This window comes from Paraburkholderia sp. BL17N1, assembly GCF_003634175.1.
Lineage (GTDB): Bacteria > Pseudomonadota > Gammaproteobacteria > Burkholderiales > Burkholderiaceae > Paraburkholderia.
On the sequence record NZ_RBIW01000001.1, the window covers coordinates 2,997,511 to 3,021,539 of the forward strand.

The following is a 24,029-nucleotide window of genomic DNA, read 5'->3' on the forward strand; positions in this document are numbered from 1 at the left end:
ACGGCACGACAACCCCGCTGCGCGCACCGCATCCCGAAGAAGCGCTAAGACCTCAAACCGGCAAATCAGCCGCCTGGATCAGAAACACGTTGTCGTCGCCGGCACTGGTCGAGAGCCAGACGAGATCGAGCCCGCCGAACGCCGCTTCAACGTGCTGCCGCTCATTGCCGATTTCGACGACCAGCACGCCTTCGTCGGTCAGCCAGTTGCGCGCCTCGGCAATGATCCGGCGCACGATGTCCATGCCGTCGACGCCACCCGCCAGCGCCATGTCCGGCTCATGCTTGTATTCGGCCGGCAGATCCTGCATCGACGCCGCGTTCACGTACGGCGGGTTGCTGATGATCACATCGTAGCGGCGCTCCGCGAGCGGCGCGTACAGATCGCCTTCGAACAGGGCGACGCGGTCGTCGAGCTTGTAGTCCGTGACGTTGCGCGCGGCGACTTCCAGCGCGGGCGCCGACAGATCCACGGCGTCGATATCCGCATTCGGGAACGCGTGGGCGGCGAGAATCGCGAGGCAGCCGGAACCCGTGCACAACTCCAGCACGGCGCTCACCTGCTCGGGATCTTCCACGTAGGGCTGCAAACCATCCTGCAGCAGTTCGCCGATGAACGAACGCGGCACGATCACACGCTCGTCCACGTGGAAGCGGAAGCCGTGCATCCAGGCTTCCTGTGTGATGTAGGCGGCCGGCACGCGTTCGGTGGCGCGGCGCTCGATCACGTTCAGCACGGCGTCGATTTCAGCCGCGGTCAAGCGCGCGTCGAGAAACGGATCCAGCAGATCGAGCGGCAGATGCAGCGTGTGCAGGACCAGATAAACGGCTTCGTCGTAGGCATTGGCCGAGCCGTGGCCGAACGACAGTTCGGCCTGGTTGAAGCGCGAGACCGCGAAACGCAGCAGGTCGCGAACGGTGGAAAACGGGAGCGTCATCGCAATAGTCCTTGGGTCAGGCGATCAGTTGTTCGAGCACGCGGCGATACACGTTCTTCAGCGGCTCGATGTGTGCGACTTCGATATGTTCGTCGATCTTGTGGATGCTGGCGTTCAGCGGGCCGAACTCGATCACCTGATTGCAGATGCGCGCAATGAAGCGGCCGTCCGAGGTGCCGCCGGTGGTCGACAGTTCCGTGCTCACGCCGGTTTCGTCCTTGATCGCCTTGGCGAGCGCGTTCGACAGATCGCCGCGCGGCGTGAGGAACGGCAGCCCGCTCACGGTCCACTGCAAATCGTAGTCGAGATCGTGCTTGTCGAGGATCGCGTGCACGCGGGCCTGCAGACCTTCCACGGTGCTCGCCGTCGAGAAGCGGAAGTTGAACATCACGTCCGCATGGCCCGGAATCACGTTGGTCGCGCCGGTGCCGCTATGAATGTTCGACACCTGCCACGTGGTGGGCGGGAAATATTCGTTGCCGTCGTCCCAGCGTTCGGCGACGAGTTCGGCCAAGGCGGGCGCGAGCAGATGCACGGGATTCTTCGCCAGATGCGGATAGGCGATATGACCTTGCACGCCCTTGACGATCAGCTTGCCCGACATCGAACCGCGCCGGCCGTTCTTCACCATGTCGCCGAACTGCGCGCTCGAAGTCGGTTCGCCGACGACGCAATAGTCCATGCGCTCGCCGCGCGCCTGCAACGCTTCGACGACCTTCACGGTGCCGTCGGTGGCGGGGCCCTCTTCGTCGCTCGTGATCAGGAAGGCGATCGAGCCGCGGTGCGCCGGATGCGCGGCGACGAACTCCTCGCTCGCGACCACGAAGCCCGCGATCGACGCTTTCATGTCCGCCGCGCCACGGCCGTACAGCTTGCCATCGCGATGCGTCGGTTCGAACGGCGCCGAGCGCCATTGTTCGAGCGGGCCGGTCGGCACCACGTCGGTATGGCCGGCGAACGCGAGCAGCTTGCCCGCGGTGCCGTCGACGCCGCGTTTGACGGCCCACAGGTTGGTCACGCCGTTCGATTCGATGGTCTCGTGCTCGAAGCCGAGTGCGGCGAGGCGCTCGATCAGGAGGCGCTGGCAATGCTGGTCGTCGGGCGTGACGGACGCGCGCGCGATCAGTTGTTCGGTAAGGGCGAGGGTGCCGGACATGGATTCGATACAGCCACTTTGAAATGAAAAAATGCCGGCTGGCGGTTGAACACCGCAGCCGGCAACAGCTTTTTGAGTCACGCGGCCGGGCCGCGTTCTACTACATGGCGCGGTGCGTTCGGCGCATGCACTGAGACTCGCGCGGACTGGCCGCGAGCCCCAGTATCCAGCACTGCACGCCAAACCAGGCGAGTCGCGCCCTGCCTGAACAAACAGCTCCGCGCTCAGGCAACAATAACTTTCTCAGGCGAACAGCGCCGTGTACTCGTCCGCGGAAAAACCGAGCGACTTGACGCGCCCGTTGACCACCAGCACAGGCCGCTTGATCACCGACGGCTTGTGGATCATCAACGCGATCGCACCCGACTGCGTGTCCGCGGCCGCTTTCATGTCGTCGGACAGCGCGCGCCACGTGGTGCCGCGCCGGTTCAGCAAGGCGTCGAGCTTCACGTCTTTCAGCCAGTCCTGCACGAGCGGTTCGGTCACGCCGTGTTTCTTGAAGTCGTGGAACTCGAACTCGACGCCATGCTCTTCCAGCCACACGCGGGCTTTCTTCACGGTGTCGCAGTTCGGGATGCCGTAGACGACGGTTTTGGTGCCGCGCGCCATCAGTCGCCTCGCAGCAGCTCGTTCAGGCCGACCTTCGCGCGCGTCCTGGCGTCGACCTTCTTGACGATCACGGCGCAGTACAGGCTGTGCGTGCCGTCTTTCGACGGCAGATTGCCCGCCACCACCACCGAGCCCGCCGGAATGCGGCCGTACGTGACTTCACCGGTTTCGCGGTCGTAAATCTTGGTGCTCTGGCCGAGGTACACGCCCATCGAGATCACCGAGTTTTCTTCGACGATCACGCCTTCCACCACTTCCGAACGCGCGCCGATAAAGCAGTTGTCTTCGATGATGACCGGGTTCGCCTGCAGCGGCTCCAGCACGCCGCCGATGCCCACGCCACCCGACAGGTGCACGTTCTTGCCGATCTGCGCACACGAACCGACGGTGGCCCACGTGTCGACCATCGAGCCTTCGTCCACGTACGCGCCGATGTTGGTGTACGACGGCATCAGCACGACGTTCTTCGCGATAAACGAGCCGCGGCGCGCGATGGCGGGTGGCACCACGCGGAAGCCGCCGGCGGCGAAGTCTTCAGCGGTGTATTTGGCGAACTTCGAGGGCACCTTGTCGTAGAACTGGCTGTAGCCGCCGGCCGGCATCGGCGCATTGTCTTCCAGGCGGAACGACAGCAGCACGGCTTTCTTCAGCCACTGATTGACGACCCAGTCGCCGTCCTTCTTTTCCGCGACGCGGAGCAGGCCCTTGTCCAGTTGCTCGATGGCGTGGGCGACGGCTTCGCGCACGTCGGCCGGAGCGGCTTTCGGCGACAGTTCGGCGCGGTTTTCCCAGGCGGTGTCAATGATCTGCTGAAGTTGTTGCGACATATGCGTGCTTTATCGAAGAGTTGAAGTCTGAAGAAGGGATGCGGTGCGCGGGGTGGCGATCGACGAAAACTCAACCCGCCAGCGCACGGCAAAAGTCGACGATCCGCTGCGCGCCCTGCGTGCATTCGTCGACGCCGGCGACGAGCGCCATGCGCACGAAATTGCGGCCGGGGTTCACGCCGTGCGCAGTGCGCGCGAGGAACGAGCCCGGCAGAACCGTCACATTATAGTCGGCGTAGAGGCGCTGGGCGAACTCGGTGTCCGTGAGGCCCGTGCGCGAGACGTCCGCCCACAGGTAGAACGCGGCGTCCGGCAGGCGCACGTCGAGCACCTCGGCGAGCATCGGCGTAACGGTGGAAAACTTTTGCACGTATTTCGCGCGGTTCTCGCGCACGTGCGTCTCGTCGTTCCAGGCCACGATGCTGGCACTCTGAAATACCGTCGACAAGGCCGCGCCGTGGTATGTCCGGTATAGCAGGAAATCCTTGAGAATCGCCGCGTCTCCCGCGACGAAGCCCGAGCGCATGCCCGGCACGTTCGAGCGCTTGGACAGGCTCGACAGCATGACGAGACGCTCATAGCCGCGGCCCAGCTTGTGTGCCGCTTCCAGGCCGCCGAGCGGCGGGTTGGCTTCGTCGAAATAGATTTCGGAGTAGCACTCGTCCGAGGCGATCACGAAGCCGTAGCGGTCCGACAGCGCGAACAGTTCGCGCCAGTCGTCGAGCGTGAGCACCGCGCCGGTCGGATTGCCGGGCGAGCAGACATAGAGCAGTTGCGTGCGTGCCCAGATGTCGGCCGGCACCGCCGAGTAGTCGCAGGCGAAGTTCCGCGCCGGGTCGCTATTCACGAAGTACGGTTGCGCGCCGGCCAGGATCGCGGCGCCTTCGTAGATTTGGTAGAACGGGTTCGGACAGAGTACGATCGCAGGCTCGCCGTCAGCATTCTTTTTCGGGTCGAGCACGGTCTGGGCGAGCGCGAACAACGCCTCGCGCGAACCCGACACCGGCAGCACCTGGGTGGCCGGATCGACCGGCGGCAGGTTGTAGCGGCGCGTGGCCCACTTCGCGATCGACTCGCGCAGTGCGGGCGATCCGATCGTGGCCGGATACGACGACAAGCCGCCGAGCGAAGCCACCACGGCGTCACGGATCAATTCGGGCGTGGGATGTTTCGGCTCGCCGATGCCGAAGCTGATATGCGCGAGGCCGGCGCTCGGCGTGACGTCCGCGAAAAGCGCGCGCAGCTTTTCGAACGGGTAGGGCTGAAGAGAGTCGAGTAGCGGATTCACTGGGCGGATCGAGCCTGATCGAAGATGAGCGAGAGACGGCTGCGGAAAAGCATGCAGCAAAAAGCGGGGCACGCGCCGGCGGCGGTAAAAACGTACAAAACACGCTGAACGGCCGGCAGCAGCGGCGGGCGAATGATTATAGCGTGGCGAGGCCGGCATGGCGGGCATACGGCGGCGTGGCGGTTTTGCGGGTAAGCATGGCACGGCGGCGTCGCGCAGGCGATCCACGGCAGCGCGGTGAAGGCAAGTGAAGCGTTGAGCAGATGAAGAACATCGCCCCGTTGAGCAACGGTGCAACCCGCCAGGTGGCGCAGGCAATGCGCTGCAGCGGGAACGACGCGAGCCGCCGACGGTTCGCGCAAGAAGAAGCAGGAGCAGCAATGTACGCAGCAGTCTTGGAGACATCCGGACACAACAGGCGCAGGAGCGCCGCGGTCCACGGCCTGAACGCCAGCGGCACCTTCGGCAGAAACGCCGCAGTTCTCGGCCCAAGCTTCATCGGCGCCCGCGCAACACGCATCGCGGTCCGCGACAGACACACCCCGATCACCTCCGCAAGGAGCCCCGCACCATGAGCAACTGGCTTCGCAACGGTTGGCCGACGCTCGCGATCATGCTGGGCGCGTCGGTGTGGGGGATGATCTGGTACCCCTTGCGCATGCTGAACGCGCTCGGCGTGACCGGCACGGCGGCGAGCGCGCTGACGAGCGGCGCCGGCTGCCTGTTCGTGCTGCTGGTGCGTTATCGCGCGCTCAAGACCGTGCGCTGGCACTGGCTGCTGCCGGCGCTCGCGCTGGCGGCGGGTATCACCAACCTCGGCTTCGTATGGGGCTCGATTCACGGCCAGGTGATGCGCGTGCTGCTGCTGTTCTATCTCACCCCCGCGTGGACCGCGCTTTTCGCGCATTTCATCCTGCATGAACGCTTGACCTGGGCCGGCGCGGCACTCGCCGCGCTGTCGCTGGCCGGCGCGATGACCATGCTGTGGTCGCCGCAACTCGGCATCCCCGTGCCCGGCAATCTCGCCGAATGGGCGGGCCTCGCGGGCGGCATGGGCTTCGCCATGAGCAACGTGCTGATTCTCAAGACGAGCCGCGTGCTGCCGGACATGAAACCGGAAATGCGCACCGCGACGATCTTCGGCGGTGCGGCGTTATTCAGCGCCTGTGCTTCCCTGTTCGAGGCCATGCCCGCGCCGCCCACCGGCGCGCATCTCGGCACGGCGGCCTGGCTGGTGCTCGGGCTCGGCTTTCTGCTGGCATCGAACAATATGCTGGTGCAGTACGGTCTCGCACGCGTGCCGGCCAACCGGGCCTCGATCATCATGCTGTTCGAGATCGTGGTCACGGCGCTGTCCGCGTGGCTCTTCGCCGGCGAGACGCCCGGCCCGCGCGAGTGGGCGGGCGGCGTGTGCATCGTGCTGGCTTCGGCGCTGTCCAGCTGGGTGCATCGGACCAAGGCCATGCCGCCCGATCCGGCCATTCAGGAGGTCAGTCTCGCTGACGAACGCGATGCCGGACCCGACGACCGTAAGGACGGCAAAAACCGCCCACGCGCGATGGTATGATTGCCCCTCATTAGCCGGCGCATGCCTCAATGCATGAAGCCGGCACCCGAGGCGCGAGGGTTCGCGGGCCGTGTCGCTCTGTCGGCGAACGGCTGGCGCGGCCCTCACGAGCCACCTATTTTTTTCCCTTTTCAAACAGCGAAATCGCCGTGCGTCTGACCTCGATCAAACTCGCTGGCTTCAAGTCATTCGTCGATCCCACGCATTTCCAGGTTCCGGGCCAGCTAGTCGGCGTGGTGGGGCCGAACGGGTGCGGCAAGTCCAACATCATCGACGCCGTGCGCTGGGTGCTCGGCGAATCGCGCGCCTCCGAGCTGCGCGGCGAGTCGATGCAGGACGTGATCTTCAATGGCTCGACCGCGCGCAAGCCGGGTAGCCGCGCCAGCGTCGAACTGGTGTTCGACAACGCCGACGGCCGTGCCGCCGGCCAGTGGGGCCAGTATGCCGAAATCGCCGTGAAGCGCGTGCTCACGCGCGACGGCACCTCGAGCTACTACATCAACAATCTGCCGGCGCGCCGCCGCGACATTCAGGACATCTTCCTCGGCACCGGCCTCGGGCCGCGCGCGTACGCGATCATCGGGCAGGGCATGATCGCGCGCCTGATCGAGGCCAAGCCGGAAGAGCTGCGCGTGTTTCTCGAAGAAGCCGCGGGCGTGTCGAAGTACAAGGAACGCCGCCGCGAAACCGAGAACCGTCTGCACGACACGCGCGAGAATCTGACGCGGGTCGAAGATATCGTGCGGGAACTCAGTTCGAATCTGGAGAAGCTCGAAGCGCAGGCCGTGGTCGCCACGCGTTATAAGGAACTGCAGACCGACGGCGAAGAGAAGCAGCGGCTTTTGTGGCTGTTGCGCAAGAACGAAGCCGGCAGCGAGCAGGAACGCCAGCAACGCGCGATCGAACAGGCCCAGATCGATCTCGAAGCGCATACCGCCAGGCTGCGCGAAGTCGAAGCGCAACTCGAAACGCTGCGCGTCGCGCATTACTCCGCCAGCGACGCGATGCAAGGCGCGCAAGGCGCGCTCTACGAGGCGAATTCGGAAGTCAGCCGGCTCGAAGCCGAGATCAAGTTCATCGTCGAATCGCGCAATCGCGTGCAGGCGCAGATCGCCGCCCTGAACGCGCAGCGTGAGCAGTGGCAATCGCAGGCGCAAAAAGCGCAAGACGATCTCGAAGACGCCGAGGAACAACTGGCCGTCGCCGAAGAAAAAGCCGCGCTCGCCGAAGACGAAGCCGCCGCCAGGCACGACGCGATGCCCGCGCTCGAAGCGCGCTGGCGCGATGCGCAAACGGAATTGAACGCCGAACGCGGCGGTATCGCGCAGACCGAACAGGCGCTCAAGCTCGAAGCCGCGCATCAGCGCAATGCCGATCAGCAATTGCAACAACTGCAGGCGCGTCATGAGCGGTTGAAGTCGGAAGCGGGCGGTCTCGACGCCCCCGACGAAGCGCAGCTCGAAGACCTGCGCATGCAGCTCGCCGAGCACGAGGAAATCCTGCACGACGCGCAAACGCGTCTGGCCGACGCGCAGGAAACGCTGCCGCGCCTCGACGGTGAACGCCGCACGGCGCAGGAACGCGTGCAGGCGGAAAGCGCCCAGATTCATCAGCTCGACGCGCGCCTGGCCGCCCTCAAGCAGTTGCAGGAAAACGTTCAGACCGAAGGCAAGATCCAGCCGTGGCTCGAAAAGCACGAGTTAGGCAGCCTGCCGCGTCTGTGGAAAAAGCTGCATGTCGAAGCCGGTTGGGAAGCCGCGCTCGAAGCCGTGCTGCGCGAGCGGCTCGCCGCGCTGGAAGTGTCGAACCTCGATTGGGTCAAGGCCTTCGCGACCGACGCGCCGCCCGCCAAGCTCGCCTTCTATGCGCCGCCCGTCGCCGGCCAGCCCGCCGCCACGCCGCCCGCTCTGCGGCCGTTGCTGTCGCTGGTGCGGATCGACGACGCGGGCATCCGCGCGGTGCTGAACGACTGGCTCGGCCTCGCGTTCGTCGCCGACGATCTGCAGCAGGCGCTCGCCATGCGCTCGCAACTGCCGGAAGGCGGTTCGTTCGTCGTCAAGGCGGGGCATGTGGTGACGCGCGTCGGCGTGCAACTGTATGCCGCCGATTCCGAGCAGGCCGGCATGCTGGCCCGTCAGCAGGAAATCGAAAATCTGGCGCGCCAGGTTCGCGCACAAGCCTTGCTCGCCGACGAAGCGAAGGCCGCCGCGATCCGCGCCGAAGCCGCTCACACGCAAGCCGCCCAGCTGTTGACCGATGTGCGTCAACAGGCCGAGCGCGCCACGCAGCGCGTGCACGCCCTGCAAATGGACGTGCTCAAACTGACCCAGGCGCACGAGCGCTACACCCAGCGCAGCACGCAGATTCGCGAGGAACTCGCGGAGATCACCGCGCAGATCGAAGAGCAGCGCGCCATGCGCGTGGAGTCGGAAGCGAACTTCGAGCGTCACGATGGCGAACTCGCCGAATTGCAGGCGCGTTTCGAAGACCATCAACTCGCTTTCGAAGCGCTCGACGAGCAACTTACCGCCGCGCGTGCTCAGGCGCGCGATCTCGACCGTGCCGCCACCGACGCGCGCTTCGCGGCGCGCAACATGGCGAACCGCATCGACGAATTGAAGCGCAGCATTCAGGTCGCGCACGAGCAGAGCGAGCGTGTGGCCGCGTCGCTGGAAGATGCGCGCGCCGAACTGGAAACCATCAACGAGCAGACCGCACACACCGGCTTGCAGGACGCGCTCGATATTCGCGCCGTCAAGGAAGAGGCGCTGCATGCCGCGCGCCTCGAACTGGACGATCTCACCGCCAAGCTGCGTGCCGCGGACGAAACGCGTCTGACTGCCGAGCGCGCGCTGCAGCCGCTGCGCGACCGCATCAACGAATTGCAGTTGAAGGAACAGGCGGCGCGCCTGAACGGCGAGCAGTTTATCGAGCAACTGGCCGCTGCCGGTGTCGACGAGGCCGAACTGCAGGCCAAGCTCACGCCGGACATGAAGCCGTCGTACCTGCAGGGCGAAGTCACGCGCATCAACAACGCCATCACCGCGTTGGGCCCGGTCAACATGGCCGCGCTCGACGAACTGAAGGCGGCGACCGAGCGCAAGTCGTTCCTCGACTCGCAATCCACCGACCTGAACAGCGCGATCGAAACGCTCGAAGACGCCATCCGCAAGATCGACGCGGAAACGCGCACGCTCCTGCAGGGCACCTTCGACCAGGTGAACCAGCATTTCGGCGAACTGTTCCCGCGTCTGTTCGGCGGTGGCCAGGCGAAGCTGATCATGACCGGCGACGAAATTCTCGACGCCGGCGTGCAGGTGATGGCGCAACCGCCGGGCAAGAAGAATTCGACCATTCATCTGCTGTCGGGCGGCGAAAAAGCGCTGACGGCGACCGCGCTGGTGTTTGCGATGTTCCAGTTGAATCCGGCGCCGTTCTGTCTGCTGGACGAAGTGGACGCGCCGCTCGACGACGCCAACACGGAACGTTTCGCGAACCTCGTGCGGGCGATGTCGGACAAGACCCAGTTCCTGTTCATCTCGCACAACAAGATCGCGATGGAAATGGCGCAGCAGTTGATCGGCGTGACCATGCAGGAGCAGGGCGTGTCGCGGATCGTTGCCGTCGACATGGAATCGGCCGCTGGTTTCGCCCAGAATATCGTTTGAGTTTGATTTGAATTGAGCCTCGCGGGTGTCCGCGTTCAGCGCAGCGGCCGGTGGTCGCGCGACACGTGGAGCGGGCGCAGAGCCGCGCAGATAAAAGAATTGCTGATGGAGCATGCATGGACGAGTTGACACTCGGTTTGATCGGCGCGGGTGCCGTGGTGGTCGGGGGCGTGGTCGTGTACAACGCATGGCAGAGCGCGAAGGTGCGCCGGAAGATGCCGCGGCCGATGCCGGCCGACACCGCCGAAAATCTCGCGCGGGACGATCAGGAGGAACAGAGCCCGTTCATCGAACCGGCCCGTCCGACCACGCGCCGTGAGCCCGTAGTGGGCGCCGAGGCGGCGGAGCCAGGCACGGCGGCGCGTGTCGAACCAACGTTCGGCGGCCAGGCAGCCGGCACGGCGCCGCTCGACACGGCCGCCGATATTCAGGCCGAGACGACCACGCCGAACGGCTATCCGGAAGCCGAGGGCGTGGCCGAAGCCGAGCGCGACGCGAGCGCCGAGACCGCGCAAGCCCGCCAGTCCGGCGAACCCGTGGAACCGATTCTGCCGGCCGCCACGACGATCTCGTCGGCGCCGCCGGCTATTGTCGATCGGCGTATCGATTGCATCGTGCCGATCCGTTTGAACGGTCCGGTCGCGGGCGACAAGGTGATTCCGCTCGCGCAGCGTCTGCGCCGCGCGGGCAGCAAGCCGGTGCATATCGAAGGCAAGCTCGAAGGCGGCGCGTGGGAACTGCTGCAAAACGGCGCGCGCTATGAAGAACTGCGCGCGGCCGCGCAATTGGCCAATCGCAGCGGCGCCCTCAACGAACTGGAGTTTTCCGAGTTCGTGACCGGCGTGCAGCAGTTTGCCGACGCGCTGGACGCGTCGCCGGAATTCCCGGACATGCTCGAAACGGTCGCGATGGCGCGCGAACTCGACGGCTTTGCCGCGCAGTGCGACGCGCAGTTGTCGATCAACGTGCTCTCCGACGGCGCGCCGTGGTCCGCCAACTACGTGCAGGCGGTCGCGTCACAAGACGGCCTGCTGCTTTCGCGCGACGGCACGCGGTTCGTCAAGCTCGACGCGCGGCAAAGCCCGGTGTTCATGCTGCAATTCGGCGACACCAACTTTTTGCGCGACGACCTCACCTACAAGGGCGGCCAGATGATCACGCTGGTGCTCGACGTGCCGGTGGCCGACGAAGACATCCTGCCGTTCCGTCTGATGTGCGACTACGCGAAATCGTTGGCCGAGCGCATCGGCGGGCGGGTGGTCGACGACGGCCGCCGTCCGTTGCCGGAAACCGCGCTGCTCGCGATCGAAAAGCAGTTGATGACCCTCTACGCGAAGCTCGAACAGGCGGGCATTCCGGCGGGTTCGCCGGCCACGCGGCGGTTGTTCAGCCAGTAAATTTTTTACGTCTTACCGCTGTCTCCGACGGCCGCACAATGTGCGGCCGTCGTCGTTTCAGGCCGCGGCTTCACGTGCGCATTTCGACCCGACGCGCAACGCGCCTAAACTGGCCATTCGGCCGATGTAAAGGGGCACGCTTCCTGCGATAATCCAATGTCTGAACTTCACTGAAGAACCTTCCGACAGCATGGCCCGAACCTCCGCCTCACATCCCGCAACCAACGCCCCGGCCGAGCGTGCCGCGTGGCTGCGCGCGGAACTCGAACGCGCCAACTACGCGTACTACGTGCTCGACCAGCCGGATTTGCCTGACGCGGAATACGACAAGCTGTTCAAGGAACTGGAGAGTATCGAGACGGAGCATCCGGACCTGATCGTGCCGGATTCGCCCACCCAGCGCGTAGGCGGCGAGGCGGCGAGCGGCTTCGAGCCGGTCGTGCACGACCAGCCCATGCTGTCGCTGAACAACGGTTTCGCCGACGAAGACATCGTCGCGTTCGACAAGCGCGTCGGCGACGCGCTCGGCAAGAACGCGAGCGAGCCGCCGGTGCCGGTCGACTACGCGGCCGAGCTGAAATTCGACGGCCTCGCCATCTCGTTGCGTTACGTCGACGGCGCTTTTGTGCAAGCCTCCACACGCGGCGACGGCACGACCGGCGAGAACGTCACTGGCAACGTTCGCACGATTCGCTCCATTCCGCTCAAGCTCAAGGGCAAGCGTGTCCCGCACGTGCTCGACGTGCGTGGCGAAGTGCTGATGTTCAAGCGCGATTTCGAGCGTCTGAACGAACGCCAGCGGGCTGCGGAACAGAAGGAATTCGCCAATCCGCGCAACGCCGCGGCGGGCAGCTTGCGGCAGCTCGACTCGAAGATCACCGCGCAACGGCCGCTGTCGTTTTTCGCTTATGGCATCGGCGTGCTCGAAGGCATGGAGATGCCGGCCACGCATAGCGAACTGCTCGACTGGTACAAGGAACTCGGCTTGCCGGTGAATAGCGAGCGAGCCGTGGTGCAGGGCGCCGAGGGCTTGCTGGGCTTTTTCCACGGCGTCGGCGAGAAACGCGAGAAGCTGCCGTACGACATCGACGGTGTGGTCTACAAGGTCAACCGGCGCGATGAACAGGACGCGCTCGGCTTCGTGTCGCGCGCGCCGCGCTTCGCGTTGGCGCACAAATTCCCCGCGCAGGAGGCGCTGACCAAACTCGTCGCGATCGACGTGCAGGTCGGCCGGACCGGCGCGATCACGCCGGTAGCGCGGCTGGAGCCGGTGTTCGTCGGCGGCGCGACGGTTACGAATGCCACGCTGCACAATGAAGACGAAGTGCGTCGCAAGGACATCCGCATCGGCGACACGGTGATCGTGCGGCGCGCCGGCGACGTGATTCCCGAAGTGGTGAGCGCGCTGCTCGACCGGCGTCCCCCCGACGCCCGCGAATTTGTTATGCCCACGCAATGTCCGGTGTGCGGTTCGAGCATCGAGCGCCTGCCGGACGAGGCTATCGCGCGTTGTACCGGCGGCCTGTTTTGCCCCGCGCAGCGCAAGCAGGCGCTCTGGCATTTCGCGCAGCGGCGCGCGCTGGATATCGACGGCCTCGGCGAAAAGATCATCGACCAACTGGTCGAACAAAACCTCGTGCGTACGCCGGCCGATCTGTTCAACATCGGTTTTGCCACGCTCGCCGAACTCGACCGCTTTGCCGAAAAGTCCGCGCAGAACCTGCTCGATTCGCTCGAAAAAGCCCGGCACACCACGTTGGCGCGCTTCATCTACGCGCTCGGCATCCGGCATGTGGGCGAATCCACGGCGAAAGATCTCGCCAAGCACTTTGGCTCACTGGATCCGATCATGGACGCCTCGGTCGAAGCCTTGCTCGAGGTCAACGACGTGGGGCCGGTGGTCGCCGAGTCGGTTCATCAGTTCTTCGCCGAGGAGCACAACCGCACGGTGGTCGAGCAGTTGCGCGCGCCGGGCAAGGTCACGTGGCCCGAAGGCCCGCCCGCGCCGAAGGCGCCTGTGGGCGTGCTGGCCGGCAAGACGGTCGTGCTGACCGGCACCTTGCCGAGCCTTGCCCGCGAAGAGGCGAAGGAAATGCTGGAAGCGGCCGGCGCAAAAGTGGCCGGCTCCGTATCGAAGAAAACGGACTATGTGGTGGCGGGCGCCGATGCGGGCAGCAAGTTGGCGAAAGCTGAGGAACTCGGCGTTCCCGTACTCGACGAAGATGGTATGCGTAAGCTCCTGGAGGGGCAGTTATGATCCGCGAAATTCTCAAGATGGGCGATCCGCGCCTTTTGCGTATTGCCGATCCGGTCGATCACTTCGACACGCCCGAGTTGCATGAGCTCGTCAAAGACATGTTCGAGACCATGCACGACGCGAACGGCGCGGGCCTTGCCGCGCCGCAGATCGGCGTGAATCTGCAGGTGGTGATCTTCGGCTTCGGGCACAACGAGCGCTATCCGGACGCGCCGCCGGTGCCGGAAACGGTGCTGATCAACCCGACCATCACGCCGGTCTCGCTGGATATGGAGGAGGGCTGGGAGGGCTGTCTGTCGGTGCCGGGGCTGCGTGGCGCGGTGAGCCGCTTTTCAATGATCAAGTATCACGGCTTCGATCAATACGGCAAGCCGATCGACCGTGTCGCCGAGGGCTTTCACGCGCGCGTGGTGCAGCACGAGTGCGACCACCTGATCGGCAAGCTGTATCCGATGCGGATCAACGACTTCGCGAAGTTCGGCTTCACGGAGGTGCTGTTTCCGGATATGGATCCGAATAGCGACGATTGAGGCGGCTTGTGCTGCTTCGGGCACTGCGGCGCTGGCGTATTCGGCTTGGCGCAGCGCAGGGATAAAAAAACCCCACGCGATTGCGTGGGGTTTTTTCTTGAGGCGTCGGTCAGGCGCGCGGCTTTAGAACGACTCGTCCGGCGACAGATAACGCCATTGGCCCGGCGGCAGCGCGCCCAGCATCACACGGCCCATGCGCACGCGCTTCAGGCCGATTACTTCGAGGCCGACCAGTTCGCACATGCGGCGAATCTGGCGCTTCTTGCCCTCGCGCAGCACGAAACGCAATTGCTCGCCGTTTTGCCAGTTCACTTGCGCGGGCTTCAGCGGCACGTCGTCGAGCGACAGGCCGTGGCATAGCAGCTCGAGACTTTCGGGCGAGAAGTGGCTTTCGACGTCGGTGGTGTGTTCGCCGAATGCCACGCGCACCAAATACTCCTTATCGATCTCGGAATGACCGCCGATCAGTTGCTTGGCGATCCGGCCGTCTTGCGTCAGCACCAGCAGGCCCGTCGAATCGATGTCCAGGCGGCCGGCCGGCGCAAGCTGGCGCAAATGCGCGACGGAGAAGCGGATGTCCGAGTGATCGCCTTCCCAGCGATTCTCCGGCGTGACCAGCGTGATGGCCGGTTGATAACCGTCTTCCGCCTGACCTGAGACCAGACCCACCGGCTTGTGAATCAGCACCGTCACCTGGCTCATCTGCGCGGCCTCGGCGGCGGGGTCGATTTCGATGCGCTGGTCCGGACGGACCTTGGTGCCGAGCGTGTCGATGCGCTCGCCGTCCACCATCACCCAGCCTTTTTCGATCCACTCGTCGGCTTCGCGGCGTGAGCACATGCCGAGTTCGGACATCAGCTTGGACAGGCGCAGCATGCCCGGCGCGTCTTCGTAGTCACGACGCGGGGTGCGCGGAGCGGCGTCGATTTCGCTGTCGCGCTCGGCTCGGGCCGCGCCACGCGGCTTGTCGGCGCGCGCGGGACGGTCGTCGCCAAACCGGCGGCCGGCGGCCGGCAGCGTCTTGTCGAAGCTGCGCACTGGGCGCTCGCCACGCTCGGTGCGTTCATTGCGCTCAGCGCTGCGCGCCGGACGGTCGCCGAATTCGCGTTTGGCCGGGGCGCGTTCGCCACGCTCGTCGCGCGGCGCGCGCGCCGGGCGGTCCGCGCGGTCGCTGAAGCCGGCTTTGACGGGCTTGGCGAAGCTGCGTTCGCCGCGTTCGGATGCACCGCGTTCGCCTTCGAAACGGCGCGGCGCGCTATCGCTGCGCGGCCCGCGCTCGCTGCCTCGGCGGTCTTGCGGAGCACCACGGTCGCTGCTGAAACGCGGGCGGTCGGATGCATCGCGTTCACGGCGTTCCGGACGCTCGCCACGCGGAGCGCCTTCCGACGTACGGCCTGCGCCCGTACGTGCTCCGCTGAACGGACGGCGTTCGCCGTCGTCGCGGCGCGGAGCGCGATCGCCGAAGCTGCGCGGCGGGCGTTCGCTGCGATCCGTGCTGCCTTCGAAGCGGCGCGGTGCGCGTTCGGCTCGATCACCGGTTTCACGACGTGGCGCGCGGTCACCGCGGTCCGCGGCGCCATCGAAACGGCGCGGGGCGCGTTCGCCGCGATCTGAACTGCCTTCAAAGCGACGCGGAGCGCGTTCGGCTCGATCGCCTGCGCCTTCAAATCGGCGCGGCGCGCGTTCCGAGCGATCGCCACCGCCCTCGAACCTGCGTGGAGCCCGCTCAGCGCGATCGCCCGCACCTTCGAAACGGCGCGGGGCGCCGCCGGTACGGTCACCACCGCCTTCAAACCGACGCGGAGCGCCTTGGCCGCGCTCGCCGTCCGCCCGGCGCGGCGCACGTTCGCCGCGATCCGCGCCGCCTTCGAAACGGCGCGGCGCGCGTTCCGCATCATCCCGACGCGGAGCACGATCGCCGCCACCTTCAAACCTTCGTGGACCCCGTTCGCCGTCAGCCCTGCGCGGCGCACGTTCGCTACGATCGCCGCCACCCTCAAACCGGCGCGGCGCACGCTCACCATCATCCCGACGCGGAGCACGATCGCCACCGCCTTCGAACCGACGCGGCGCACCACCCGCGCCCTCGCGGCGCGCCGGTCGATCCGACGCCGCGCGCGGCGCGCCACCGGCGTCCCGCTCGCGCGAAAACGACCCTTCAGCCCTGGCGGGACGCGCAGGACGCGCGCCGGCACCGGCCGGTTTGCCAGCGCCCGCCGGCCGCTTACCGCCGCCGGCCGCGCCGGCGCGTTCGTCCCGCGCCCCGCCGGGAGCCGGCGTCGCCGGCCTGGGTCCCGCCGGGCGCGTCGGCTTACGCGCCGACGTGCTGCCGGTACGGACAGGGGCGCGTTCGGACGAAGCCGGCCGCGGGTGCTTGGCTGTTAATTTGACTCGCATGAAATCTCACACTGCGATCGCGCGCAGCAGTTCGGTCTCGACCTGAATTTGCAGGCGGCTGTCCGACAGACCGTGTCCATCCAGCAGGAACACGTCTTCGACGCGTTCGCCGAGCGTATTGATCCGCGCCGAAGCGACGCCGACCCGATGCTCGGCCAGCACGCGCGCGATCGAATAAAGAAGGCCTGGCCGGTCGTTCGCCGACACGGACAGGATGTAGTATTGGCCGCGCTCGTCGGCCCGAAGATCGACGCGCGGGGTAACAGGGAAGGTCCGCGACAGCCGCGACAAACGGCCTTTCGACGGCCCGGGGAGCAGGGTGCCGTCACCGGTGAGGCGGGCGGTCAGTTCCTGTTCGACCAGATTGGCAATATCGCGATAATGCACGTCTTCTTCGGTATGCGCGACGAGGAAATTATCGAGCGCGTACCCGTGTCGAGTCGTGCTGACCCGCGCATCGAGCACCGACAGCCCGTTGCGGTCGAAATACGCGCAAATGCCGGCGAACAGATCCGGCTGGTCCTTGACGTACACCAGCACCTGAAGCGCCTCGCCGATCGGCGACGGACGGGCGCGCACTATCGGCGTGGGCGTTTCCACGTGGCGGTACAGCACACGTGTTTGCCACGCGATATCCGCCGCGTCGTGGCGCAGAAAATAGCCGATGTCGAGCTTGTCCCACAGCGCTTTCTGCGCGCCTTCCGGCACGGTTTCGAGGCGCAGCAGCGCGAGCGCTTCTTCCTGACGCGACTTCAGCTCCGAATGCGCATCCGGCCGCGCGCCGCCCAGCACGGCGAGCGTGGCGCGGTACAGGTCTTCCAGCAGCTTGCCTTTCCACGTGTTCCAGACTTTGGGGCTGGTGCCGCGAATATCTGCCACGGTCAGCAGATAGAGCGCCGTGAGGCGCCGCTCGGTGCCGACCAGTTCGGCGAACCGCTTGATGACCTCCGGGTCGCTCGTGTCCTGCTTTTGCGCGACCTGGCTCATGGTCAGATGTTGCTGAACCAGCCACACGACCAGTTCACCGTCCTCGCCCTCGATGCCGTGATTGCGGCAGAAGCGCCGCGCGTCGGCCATGCCTAGCGTGGAATGGTCGCCGCCGCGGCCTTTGGCGATGTCGTGAAACAGTGCCGCGACGTACAGCACCCACGGCCGGTCGAAGTTGGCGATCAACTGGCTGCAGAACGGATATTCGTGCGCGTGTTCGGCCACCGCGAAGCGGCGCAGATTGCGCAGCACCATCAGGATGTGCTGGTCGACGGTGTAGACGTGATACAGGTCGTGCTGCATCTGTCCGACAATGCGCCGGAAGTTCAGCAGGTAACGCCCCAGCACGCTGGTCTGGTTCATCAATCGCAGCGCGTGGGTGATGCCGGCCGGCTGCTTCAGGATGTCCATGAAGAGGCGGCCGTTTTCCGGATCGCGCCGCCAGTGCTGGTCCATCACGTCGCGGGCGTTGTAAATTGCGCGCAGCGTGCGCGCCGACAGGCCCTTCACGCCGGGCGTCTGTTCGTACAGCAGGAAGGCCTCGAGGATCGCGTTCGGCTCGCGCTGGAACACGTCGTCGCTGGCGATTTCCAGCATGCCCTGCTTTTCGACAAAGCGGTCCGACAGCACGCGCGTAATGCCGCTCGTGCTGGGGAAGAGCTGCGCTTCGATGTTCTGTATCAGGATCGTGGCGAGCTGCGTGACCGCCTTGGCGGACCAGTAATAGCGGCGCATCAGCTGTTCGCTCGCGCGCTTGGTCGCGGTCGGCTTGTAGCCGAAGCTCTCGGCCACCGCCGTTTGCAGGTCGAACACCATGATGTCCTGACGACGCCCGGCGATCACATGCAGCCGGGCGCGCAGCGCCTTCAGGAAACTCTCGTTGCGGCGAAGCTCGCGCGCCTCGCGCTCGGTGATCAGGCCGCGTGCTTCGAGTTCACGCCAACTGCTGCCGAAACCGGCCGCCTGGGTGATCCACAGAATCAGCTGCAGATCGCGCAGGCCGCCCGGGCTTTCCTTGATATTGGGTTCGAGCGAGTAGGGCGTGTCCTGGAATTTCGCGTGGCGCTGGCGCATTTCCAGCACTTTGGCCTGGAAGAAGGCTTTCGGGTCGAGCGCTTCGCGGTAACGCTTCGCGAAGTCGTCGAACAGCTCAGCGCTGCCGGTAATGCGCCGTGCCTCGAGCAGCGAGGTGCGCACCGTGACGTCGTTGGCGGCTTCTTCGAGGCATTGCGACACGCTGCGCACGCTGCTGCCGAGTTCCAGCCCTAAATCCCATGCGAGGCTGATAAAGCGTTCGATACGTGGTTCGAGATGCCCGATCGGTGCGTCGGGCAGCAGGACCAGAATGTCGATATCGGAATGCGGCGCCAATTCGCCGCGCCCGTAGCCGCCTACCGCCACTAGCGCCAGTTCGGGCGGAAGTTCGCAGGTGTTCCAGGCGGCGCGCAGGGAGTCGTCGGTGGCGCGCGCCAACGAGGCCATCAACGCGTCGACGTTGGTGGCCGTCCTGAAACGTTCCAGCAGTTGGGCTTTGGCCACTTTGTACTCCGCCTTGAGCGACGTGGCAGGGGATTGAGCGACGGCTGGAACACTACTCATTGGCAGGGAGGCGCAGAGGTGGGAAGTCGGTCAGGCCGTGGCCGCGACGACCGGCGGGCGCGCGGGCGTGCCGGCGGAGACGGTCAGCACGTCGTAGCCGGTTTCGGTGACGAGGATCGTATGTTCCCACTGCGCCGACAGGCTGCGGTCTTTGGTCTTGACGGTCCACTGGTCCGGCATGGTGCGAATGTCGCGGCGGCCGGCGTTGATCATCGGCTCGATCGTGAAGATCATGCCGGTTTGCAGTTCGAGTCCGGTGCCGGGACGGCCGTAATGCAGGATCTGCGGGTCTTCATGGAATACCGTGCCGATGCCGTGGCCGCAGTATTCGCGCACCACGCTGTAGCCATGGCTTTCCGCATGTTTCTGGATCGCGTAACCGATATCGCCGAGATGCGCGCCCGGGCGCACCTGGTCGATGCCGAGCCACATGCATTCGAAGGTGGTCTGCACGAGCCGCTTCGCCATGATCGAGCCTTCGCCGACGATGAACATGCGGCTGGTGTCGCCGAAATAGCCTTCCTTGATGACGGTGACGTCGATATTGAGAGCGTCGCCGTTCTTCAGCGTCTTGTCGCCGGGAATGCCGTGGCAGATCACGTCGTTGACGGAAATGCAGGTGGCCTTCGGGTAGGGCGGGTAGCCGGGCGGCTGATAGTTCAGCGGCGCCGGAACGGTGCCCTGTTCCTTCAGCATGTATTCGTGACACAGACGGTCGAGTTCGCCGGTCGTGATGCCGGCGGTGACGAACGGAGTAATGTAGTCGAGCACTTCGCTTGCCAGTTTGCAGGCGACGCGCATTTGCGCGATATCGTGTTCGTTTTTGAGCGTAATAGCCATGAGTCGGGCCTGAAATGCGATTTATTGCAGGATTATCGCACCATATTCCGACCGCCGCAGGCTTTTGCGGCCGGACCGGCGGCTTTCTCAGGCTCGCGTGCGGGCTTGTTCAAGGCGGCCGGCGCTCGCGCGGGTGCAACCCGCAGGCCATCAACGGGGCTACCGGGTAGGTTGAGTCGTGCAATAGTCGCGTGCTATAATCTTTGGCTAAGTCGATCTCTGTCTTGCAATATTTGTCCATGTGGGCAAAAAAGCGGCACGATTGGCTTCTCATAGCGCCGGTTGCCTGCACTATGAGGTCATGCAGAAGCGAAAGCAGAGCATAAGAAGGCAACAGGCAACGAAAAGGCAACAAAAGGCAGTACACGCAGCAGACTCGCAAGCCGGCGCACCCAGGGTGTCCGTCGCGTTCAGCCAGAGAGATGGCAGCGCGGCCGATACGGCAGCCGGCTTAAGACCCAACCCTCGCGGAGATTTTCATGGCAGTTACCATGCGTCAAATGCTGGAAGCCGGTGTCCACTTCGGTCACCAAACGCGCTTCTGGAACCCGAAGATGGCCCCCTTCATTTTCGGTCATCGCAACAAGATTCACATTATCAACCTCGAAAAGACGCTGCCGATGTACAACGACGCGCTGAAGTACGCGCGTCAACTGGCAGCCAATCGCGGCACGATCCTGTTCGTCGGAACGAAGCGTCAATCGCGCGACACGATCGCTGAAGAAGCACAGCGCGCTGGCATGCCGTTCGTCAACGCACGCTGGCTCGGCGGCATGCTGACCAACTTCAAGACGCTGAAGGTTTCGATCAAGCGCCTGAAGGACATGGAGGCAGCGCTGGAAGCCGGTGAAACCGAACGCATGAGCAAGAAGGAAGCGCTCCTGTTCGAACGCGAAATGGCCAAGCTGGTCAAGTCGATCGGCGGCGTGAAAGACATGGGCGGCATTCCGGACGCGATTTTCGTGGTCGACGTCGGCTACCACAAGATTGCCGTGACCGAAGCGAACAAGCTCGGCATTCCGGTCATCGCCGTGGTCGACACGAACCACTCGCCGGAAGGCATCGACTACGTGATCCCGGGTAACGACGACGCCTCGAAGGCTGTCGCTCTGTACACGGCTGGCGTGGCTGACGCGATCGTCGAAGGCCGTGCGAACGCGGTCAACGAAGTGGTGCAGGCTGCACGTGGTGGCGACGGCGACGAGTTCGTCGAGGTCAACTCGGAAGCGTAAAGCTGCCCCGTGTCCGGCAAAAAAGGGGGCTTTCTACAGGCCCCCTTTTTTTAAGCCGCGACATTGTAGTGGGGCGCTGCCGGCAATGTCCGAAGCAGCGCTCAACGCGTCCTCCGTAAAAAATACGGTAAACGCTGAAACGAATTCTTGCCGCCGGCATCGAAGTGCGGGCGGTGTGTGACAGACGGAACTCAAGGAGCAAATGATGGCGGCAATTACCGCAAGCATGGTTGCAGAACTGCGCGCAAAGACCGACGCGCCGATGATGGAATGCAAGAAGGCGCTGACGGAAGCCGACGGCGACATGGCGCGCGCTGAAGAGTTGCTGCGCGTGAAGCTGGGCAACAAGGCCAGCAAGGCTGCATCGCGCGTAACGGCAGAAGGCGTGGTTGCCTCGTTCATCGGCGGCAACGCGGGTTCGCTGGTCGAGCTGAACTGCGAAACCGACTTCGTTTCGAAGAACGACGACTTCCTGGGTTTCTCGAAGAAAGTCGCTGAACTGGTCGCCACGCAAAATCCGGCTGACGTCGCAGCGCTGGCGGCACTCCCGCTGGACGGCTCGACGGTCGACGCAGTGCGTCTGGCACTCGTCGGCAAGATCGGTGAAAACCTGTCGATCCGCCGTTTCGTGCGCTTCGAAACCTCGAACAAGCTGGCAGCGTACCTGCACGGCACGCGTATCGGCGTGCTGGTCGAGTACACCGGCGCGGACGAGCAGGTCGGCAAGGACGTCGCGATGCACATCGCCGCGATGAAGCCGGTTTCGCTGTCGTCGGACGACGTGCCGGCGGACCTGATCGCCAAGGAGCGCAGCATTGCTGAGCAGAAGGCTGCTGAATCGGGCAAGCCGGCTGAAATCGTCGCCAAGATGGTCGACGGCAGCGTGCAGAAGTACCTGAAGGAAGTGTCGCTGCTGAACCAGACGTTCGTTAAGAACGACAAGCAGACGATCGAACAGATGCTGAAGGCCGGCAACTCGAGCGTGCAGAAGTTCGCGCTGTTCGTGGTGGGCGAAGGCATCGAGAAGAAGCAGGACGACTTCGCAGCTGAAGTGGCCGCTCAAGTCGCTGCTGCAAAGCAACAATAAGTCTTACCTAAGCAGCAACTGTTGTATCGTCGGACCCGCGGCGGAGCAAGACTTTGCCGCGGTCGGCAGCGCCGCAAGGCTGCGCGCGGGTTGACCCTCGCCGCGCAGCCGCCGCTGGCGAACCCAGGGTTCGTCAATTTGGCGACGCTTGCCCGAATCAGCATTTCACCCCTACATTAGTCCCTTGTTGTTGCCCTGTTCTGCGCGATCTGGATACCCCTATGCCCACTGCCTATAAACGCGTCCTGCTCAAACTCTCCGGTGAAGCTCTGATGGGCGACGATGCCTTTGGCATCAATCGCGCGACCATCGAACGAATGGTAGCGGACGTGGCCGAAGTGGTCCGTCTCGGAACGCAGCTGGCCGTGGTGATCGGCGGCGGCAATATTTTCCGCGGCGTCGCGGGCGGCGCGGCGGGTATGGACCGCGCCACGGCCGACTACATGGGCATGCTGGCCACCATGATGAACGCGCTGGCGCTGCAGGATGCCATGCGCCACGCCGGCATCGAGGCGCGCGTGCAATCGGCGCTGCGCATGGACCAGGTGGTCGAGCCGTACATCCGGCCCCGCGCGATTCGCCAGCTCGAAGAAGGCAAAGTCGTGATTTTCGCGGCCGGCACCGGCAACCCGTTCTTCACGACCGACACGGCCGCCGCTCTGCGCGGCTCGGAAATCGGCGCGGAAGTCGTGCTGAAAGCAACCAAGGTAGACGGCGTGTATTCCGCCGACCCGAAGAAAGACCCGAGCGCGACGCGTTACACCACGATCAGCTTCGACGAGGCGATCGGCCGCAATCTGCAGGTGATGGACGCCACGGCATTCGCGCTGTGCCGCGACCAGAAACTGCCGATCCGGGTGTTTTCGATCGTCAAACCGGGCGCGCTCAAGCGCATCGTACAAGGCGACGACGAGGGTACCCTCGTCCACGTGTAAACTCTCGTTCACATAACGTGGGCTTTAGCGCGAGCCCGGGCCGCCGTATCTTGCGCGCGCTGGCCGGCTCGCACCGTTTTGAAGGTTCGGAGGTTTAAAAATGTCTGTGGCTGATATCAGGAAGGGCGCTGAACAAAAGATGCAGCGTTCCATCGACGCGTTCAAGAACGACCTGTCGAAGATCCGCACGGGCCGTGCGCACACGGGCCTGCTCGATCACATCCAGTGCGATTACTACGGTTCGCCGGTGCCCATTTCGCAGGTCGCGAATCTGACGCTGATCGACGCACGCACGATCGGCGTGCAGCCGTGGGAAAAGAAGATGGTGCAGGTCGTCGAAAAGGCGATCCGCGAGTCGGACCTGGGTCTGAACCCGGCCACGCAAGGCGACGTGATCCGCGTGCCGATGCCCGCGCTGACCGAAGAACGCCGCCGCGAACTGACCAAAGTGGTCAAGAGCGAAGCGGAAACGGCCAAGGTCGCGGTGCGCAACCTGCGCCGCGACGCCAACGAGCAGCTGAAAAAGCTCGTGAAAGACAAGGAAATTTCGGAAGACGACGAACGTCGTGCGGGCGACGACGTTCAGAAGCTGACGGACAAGTTCGTCGCCGAAATCGACAAGCTCGTCGTGACGAAAGAAGCCGAGATCATGACGGTCTGAGGCCGGCCGCTCAGTTGCTCACGTTCTCCACTTCTTTTATTTGCAGTCACTGTCC

Annotated in this window: 18 protein-coding genes; 9 read left to right on the forward strand and 9 right to left on the reverse strand. The window is 64.7% G+C overall.

Annotated features, from left to right (window positions below; genetic code table 11):
- Nucleotides 1-52: 52 nt before the first annotated feature.
- The 5 genes from prmB to dapC form a co-directional block, all read right to left on the reverse strand.
- On the reverse strand, nt 53-937 hold the full coding sequence (gene prmB / locus B0G82_RS13525) for a 50S ribosomal protein L3 N(5)-glutamine methyltransferase (RefSeq protein WP_106279611.1): 885 nt from the start codon (nt 935-937) through the stop codon (nt 53-55).
- A 16-nt stretch (nt 938-953) separates the two neighbouring features.
- Nucleotides 954-2,093 (reverse strand): succinyl-diaminopimelate desuccinylase, encoded by a 1,140-nt coding sequence (dapE, locus tag B0G82_RS13530; RefSeq protein ID WP_121307628.1) that lies wholly within the window; start codon nt 2,091-2,093, stop codon nt 954-956.
- Between the two features lie 243 nt (nt 2,094-2,336).
- Nucleotides 2,337-2,702, reverse strand: a complete 366-nt coding sequence (locus B0G82_RS13535; RefSeq protein ID WP_012433461.1) for an ArsC family reductase — start codon at nt 2,700-2,702, stop codon at nt 2,337-2,339.
- Entirely contained in the window at nt 2,702-3,529 is an 828-nt protein-coding gene (dapD, locus tag B0G82_RS13540; protein ID WP_121307629.1) for a 2,3,4,5-tetrahydropyridine-2,6-dicarboxylate N-succinyltransferase, read from the reverse strand. Before dapD ends, B0G82_RS13535 begins: the two co-directional genes overlap by 1 nt.
- 70 nt (nt 3,530-3,599) lie before the next feature.
- Nucleotides 3,600-4,817, reverse strand: a complete 1,218-nt coding sequence (dapC, locus tag B0G82_RS13545) for a succinyldiaminopimelate transaminase (protein ID WP_121307630.1) — start codon at nt 4,815-4,817, stop codon at nt 3,600-3,602.
- Nucleotides 4,818-5,388: 571 nt separating this feature from the next.
- Here dapC and B0G82_RS13555 point away from each other — a divergent pair.
- The 5 genes from B0G82_RS13555 to def all read left to right on the forward strand — a co-directional run bounded on the left by B0G82_RS13555 (nt 5,389) and on the right by def (nt 14,236).
- A complete protein-coding gene (locus B0G82_RS13555; protein WP_121307631.1) occupies nt 5,389-6,384 on the forward strand; it encodes a DMT family transporter in 996 nt (331 codons plus the stop codon).
- A gap of 149 nt (nt 6,385-6,533) precedes the next feature.
- Nucleotides 6,534-10,052 carry a chromosome segregation protein SMC gene (smc, locus tag B0G82_RS13560; protein WP_121307632.1) on the forward strand — a complete coding sequence of 1,173 codons (3,519 nt, stop codon included), beginning with the start codon at nt 6,534-6,536 and terminating at the stop codon, nt 10,050-10,052.
- A gap of 116 nt (nt 10,053-10,168) precedes the next feature.
- Nucleotides 10,169-11,449 carry a cell division protein ZipA C-terminal FtsZ-binding domain-containing protein gene (locus B0G82_RS13565; protein ID WP_121307633.1) on the forward strand — a complete coding sequence of 427 codons (1,281 nt, stop codon included), beginning with the start codon at nt 10,169-10,171 and terminating at the stop codon, nt 11,447-11,449.
- Between the two features lie 190 nt (nt 11,450-11,639).
- Nucleotides 11,640-13,706, forward strand: a complete 2,067-nt coding sequence (gene ligA, locus B0G82_RS13570; protein WP_121307634.1) for an NAD-dependent DNA ligase LigA — start codon at nt 11,640-11,642, stop codon at nt 13,704-13,706.
- Nucleotides 13,703-14,236 carry a peptide deformylase gene (def, locus tag B0G82_RS13575; RefSeq protein ID WP_012433453.1) on the forward strand — a complete coding sequence of 178 codons (534 nt, stop codon included), beginning with the start codon at nt 13,703-13,705 and terminating at the stop codon, nt 14,234-14,236. Before ligA ends, def begins: the two co-directional genes overlap by 4 nt.
- A 123-nt stretch (nt 14,237-14,359) precedes the next feature.
- Here the strand turns inward: def and B0G82_RS40425 are convergent, their stop codons facing one another.
- From B0G82_RS40425 to map, 4 genes are all read right to left on the reverse strand, one after another.
- The gene (locus tag B0G82_RS40425; RefSeq protein ID WP_241974541.1) at nt 14,360-15,112 is read right to left on the reverse strand and encodes a pseudouridine synthase; all 753 of its coding nucleotides are present in this window, start codon (nt 15,110-15,112) and stop codon (nt 14,360-14,362) included.
- A complete protein-coding gene (locus B0G82_RS40430; protein WP_241974542.1) occupies nt 15,091-16,431 on the reverse strand; it encodes a hypothetical protein in 1,341 nt (446 codons plus the stop codon). Before B0G82_RS40430 ends, B0G82_RS40425 begins: the two co-directional genes overlap by 22 nt.
- Before the next feature lie 208 nt (nt 16,432-16,639).
- The gene (locus B0G82_RS13585; protein WP_121307636.1) at nt 16,640-19,219 is read right to left on the reverse strand and encodes a [protein-PII] uridylyltransferase; all 2,580 of its coding nucleotides are present in this window, start codon (nt 19,217-19,219) and stop codon (nt 16,640-16,642) included.
- 30 nt (nt 19,220-19,249) lie between these two features.
- Nucleotides 19,250-20,059, reverse strand: a complete 810-nt coding sequence (gene map, locus B0G82_RS13590) for a type I methionyl aminopeptidase (protein WP_116117591.1) — start codon at nt 20,057-20,059, stop codon at nt 19,250-19,252.
- A gap of 479 nt (nt 20,060-20,538) precedes the next feature.
- Between map and rpsB the strand changes: the two genes are divergently transcribed.
- From rpsB to frr, 4 genes are all read left to right on the forward strand, one after another.
- Entirely contained in the window at nt 20,539-21,291 is a 753-nt protein-coding gene (gene rpsB / locus B0G82_RS13595; protein WP_012433448.1) for a 30S ribosomal protein S2, read from the forward strand.
- A gap of 205 nt (nt 21,292-21,496) precedes the next feature.
- Complete coding sequence (gene tsf, locus B0G82_RS13600) at nt 21,497-22,378, forward strand: translation elongation factor Ts (protein ID WP_106313372.1); 882 nt, start codon at nt 21,497-21,499, stop codon at nt 22,376-22,378.
- A gap of 221 nt (nt 22,379-22,599) precedes the next feature.
- Entirely contained in the window at nt 22,600-23,313 is a 714-nt protein-coding gene (gene pyrH / locus B0G82_RS13605; protein WP_012433446.1) for a UMP kinase, read from the forward strand.
- Between the two features lie 100 nt (nt 23,314-23,413).
- Nucleotides 23,414-23,974 (forward strand): ribosome recycling factor, encoded by a 561-nt coding sequence (frr, locus tag B0G82_RS13610; RefSeq protein WP_012433445.1) that lies wholly within the window; start codon nt 23,414-23,416, stop codon nt 23,972-23,974.
- Nucleotides 23,975-24,029 lie beyond the last annotated feature (55 nt).

Excerpts from the sequence above, each read along its gene's own strand:
- prmB (WP_106279611.1), bottom strand. The coding sequence starts at position 937 with ATGACGCTCCCGTTTTCCACCGTTCGCGACCTGCTGCGTTTCGCGGTC.
- dapE (WP_121307628.1), bottom strand. The coding sequence starts at position 2,093 with ATGTCCGGCACCCTCGCCCTTACCGAACAACTGATCGCGCGCGCGTCC.
- B0G82_RS13535 (WP_012433461.1), bottom strand. The coding sequence starts at position 2,702 with ATGGCGCGCGGCACCAAAACCGTCGTCTACGGCATCCCGAACTGCGAC.
- dapD (WP_121307629.1), bottom strand. The coding sequence starts at position 3,529 with ATGTCGCAACAACTTCAGCAGATCATTGACACCGCCTGGGAAAACCGC.
- B0G82_RS13555 (WP_121307631.1), top strand. The coding sequence starts at position 5,389 with ATGAGCAACTGGCTTCGCAACGGTTGGCCGACGCTCGCGATCATGCTG.
- B0G82_RS13565 (WP_121307633.1), top strand. The coding sequence starts at position 10,169 with ATGGACGAGTTGACACTCGGTTTGATCGGCGCGGGTGCCGTGGTGGTC.
- ligA (WP_121307634.1), top strand. The coding sequence starts at position 11,640 with ATGGCCCGAACCTCCGCCTCACATCCCGCAACCAACGCCCCGGCCGAG.
- def (WP_012433453.1), top strand. The coding sequence starts at position 13,703 with ATGATCCGCGAAATTCTCAAGATGGGCGATCCGCGCCTTTTGCGTATT.
- B0G82_RS40425 (WP_241974541.1), bottom strand. The coding sequence starts at position 15,112 with ATGCTGCGCCTGTCCAAGCTGATGTCCGAACTCGGCATGTGCTCACGC.
- B0G82_RS13585 (WP_121307636.1), bottom strand. The coding sequence starts at position 19,219 with ATGAGTAGTGTTCCAGCCGTCGCTCAATCCCCTGCCACGTCGCTCAAG.
- map (WP_116117591.1), bottom strand. The coding sequence starts at position 20,059 with ATGGCTATTACGCTCAAAAACGAACACGATATCGCGCAAATGCGCGTC.
- rpsB (WP_012433448.1), top strand. The coding sequence starts at position 20,539 with ATGGCAGTTACCATGCGTCAAATGCTGGAAGCCGGTGTCCACTTCGGT.
- tsf (WP_106313372.1), top strand. The coding sequence starts at position 21,497 with ATGGCGGCAATTACCGCAAGCATGGTTGCAGAACTGCGCGCAAAGACC.
- pyrH (WP_012433446.1), top strand. The coding sequence starts at position 22,600 with ATGCCCACTGCCTATAAACGCGTCCTGCTCAAACTCTCCGGTGAAGCT.
- frr (WP_012433445.1), top strand. The coding sequence starts at position 23,414 with ATGTCTGTGGCTGATATCAGGAAGGGCGCTGAACAAAAGATGCAGCGT.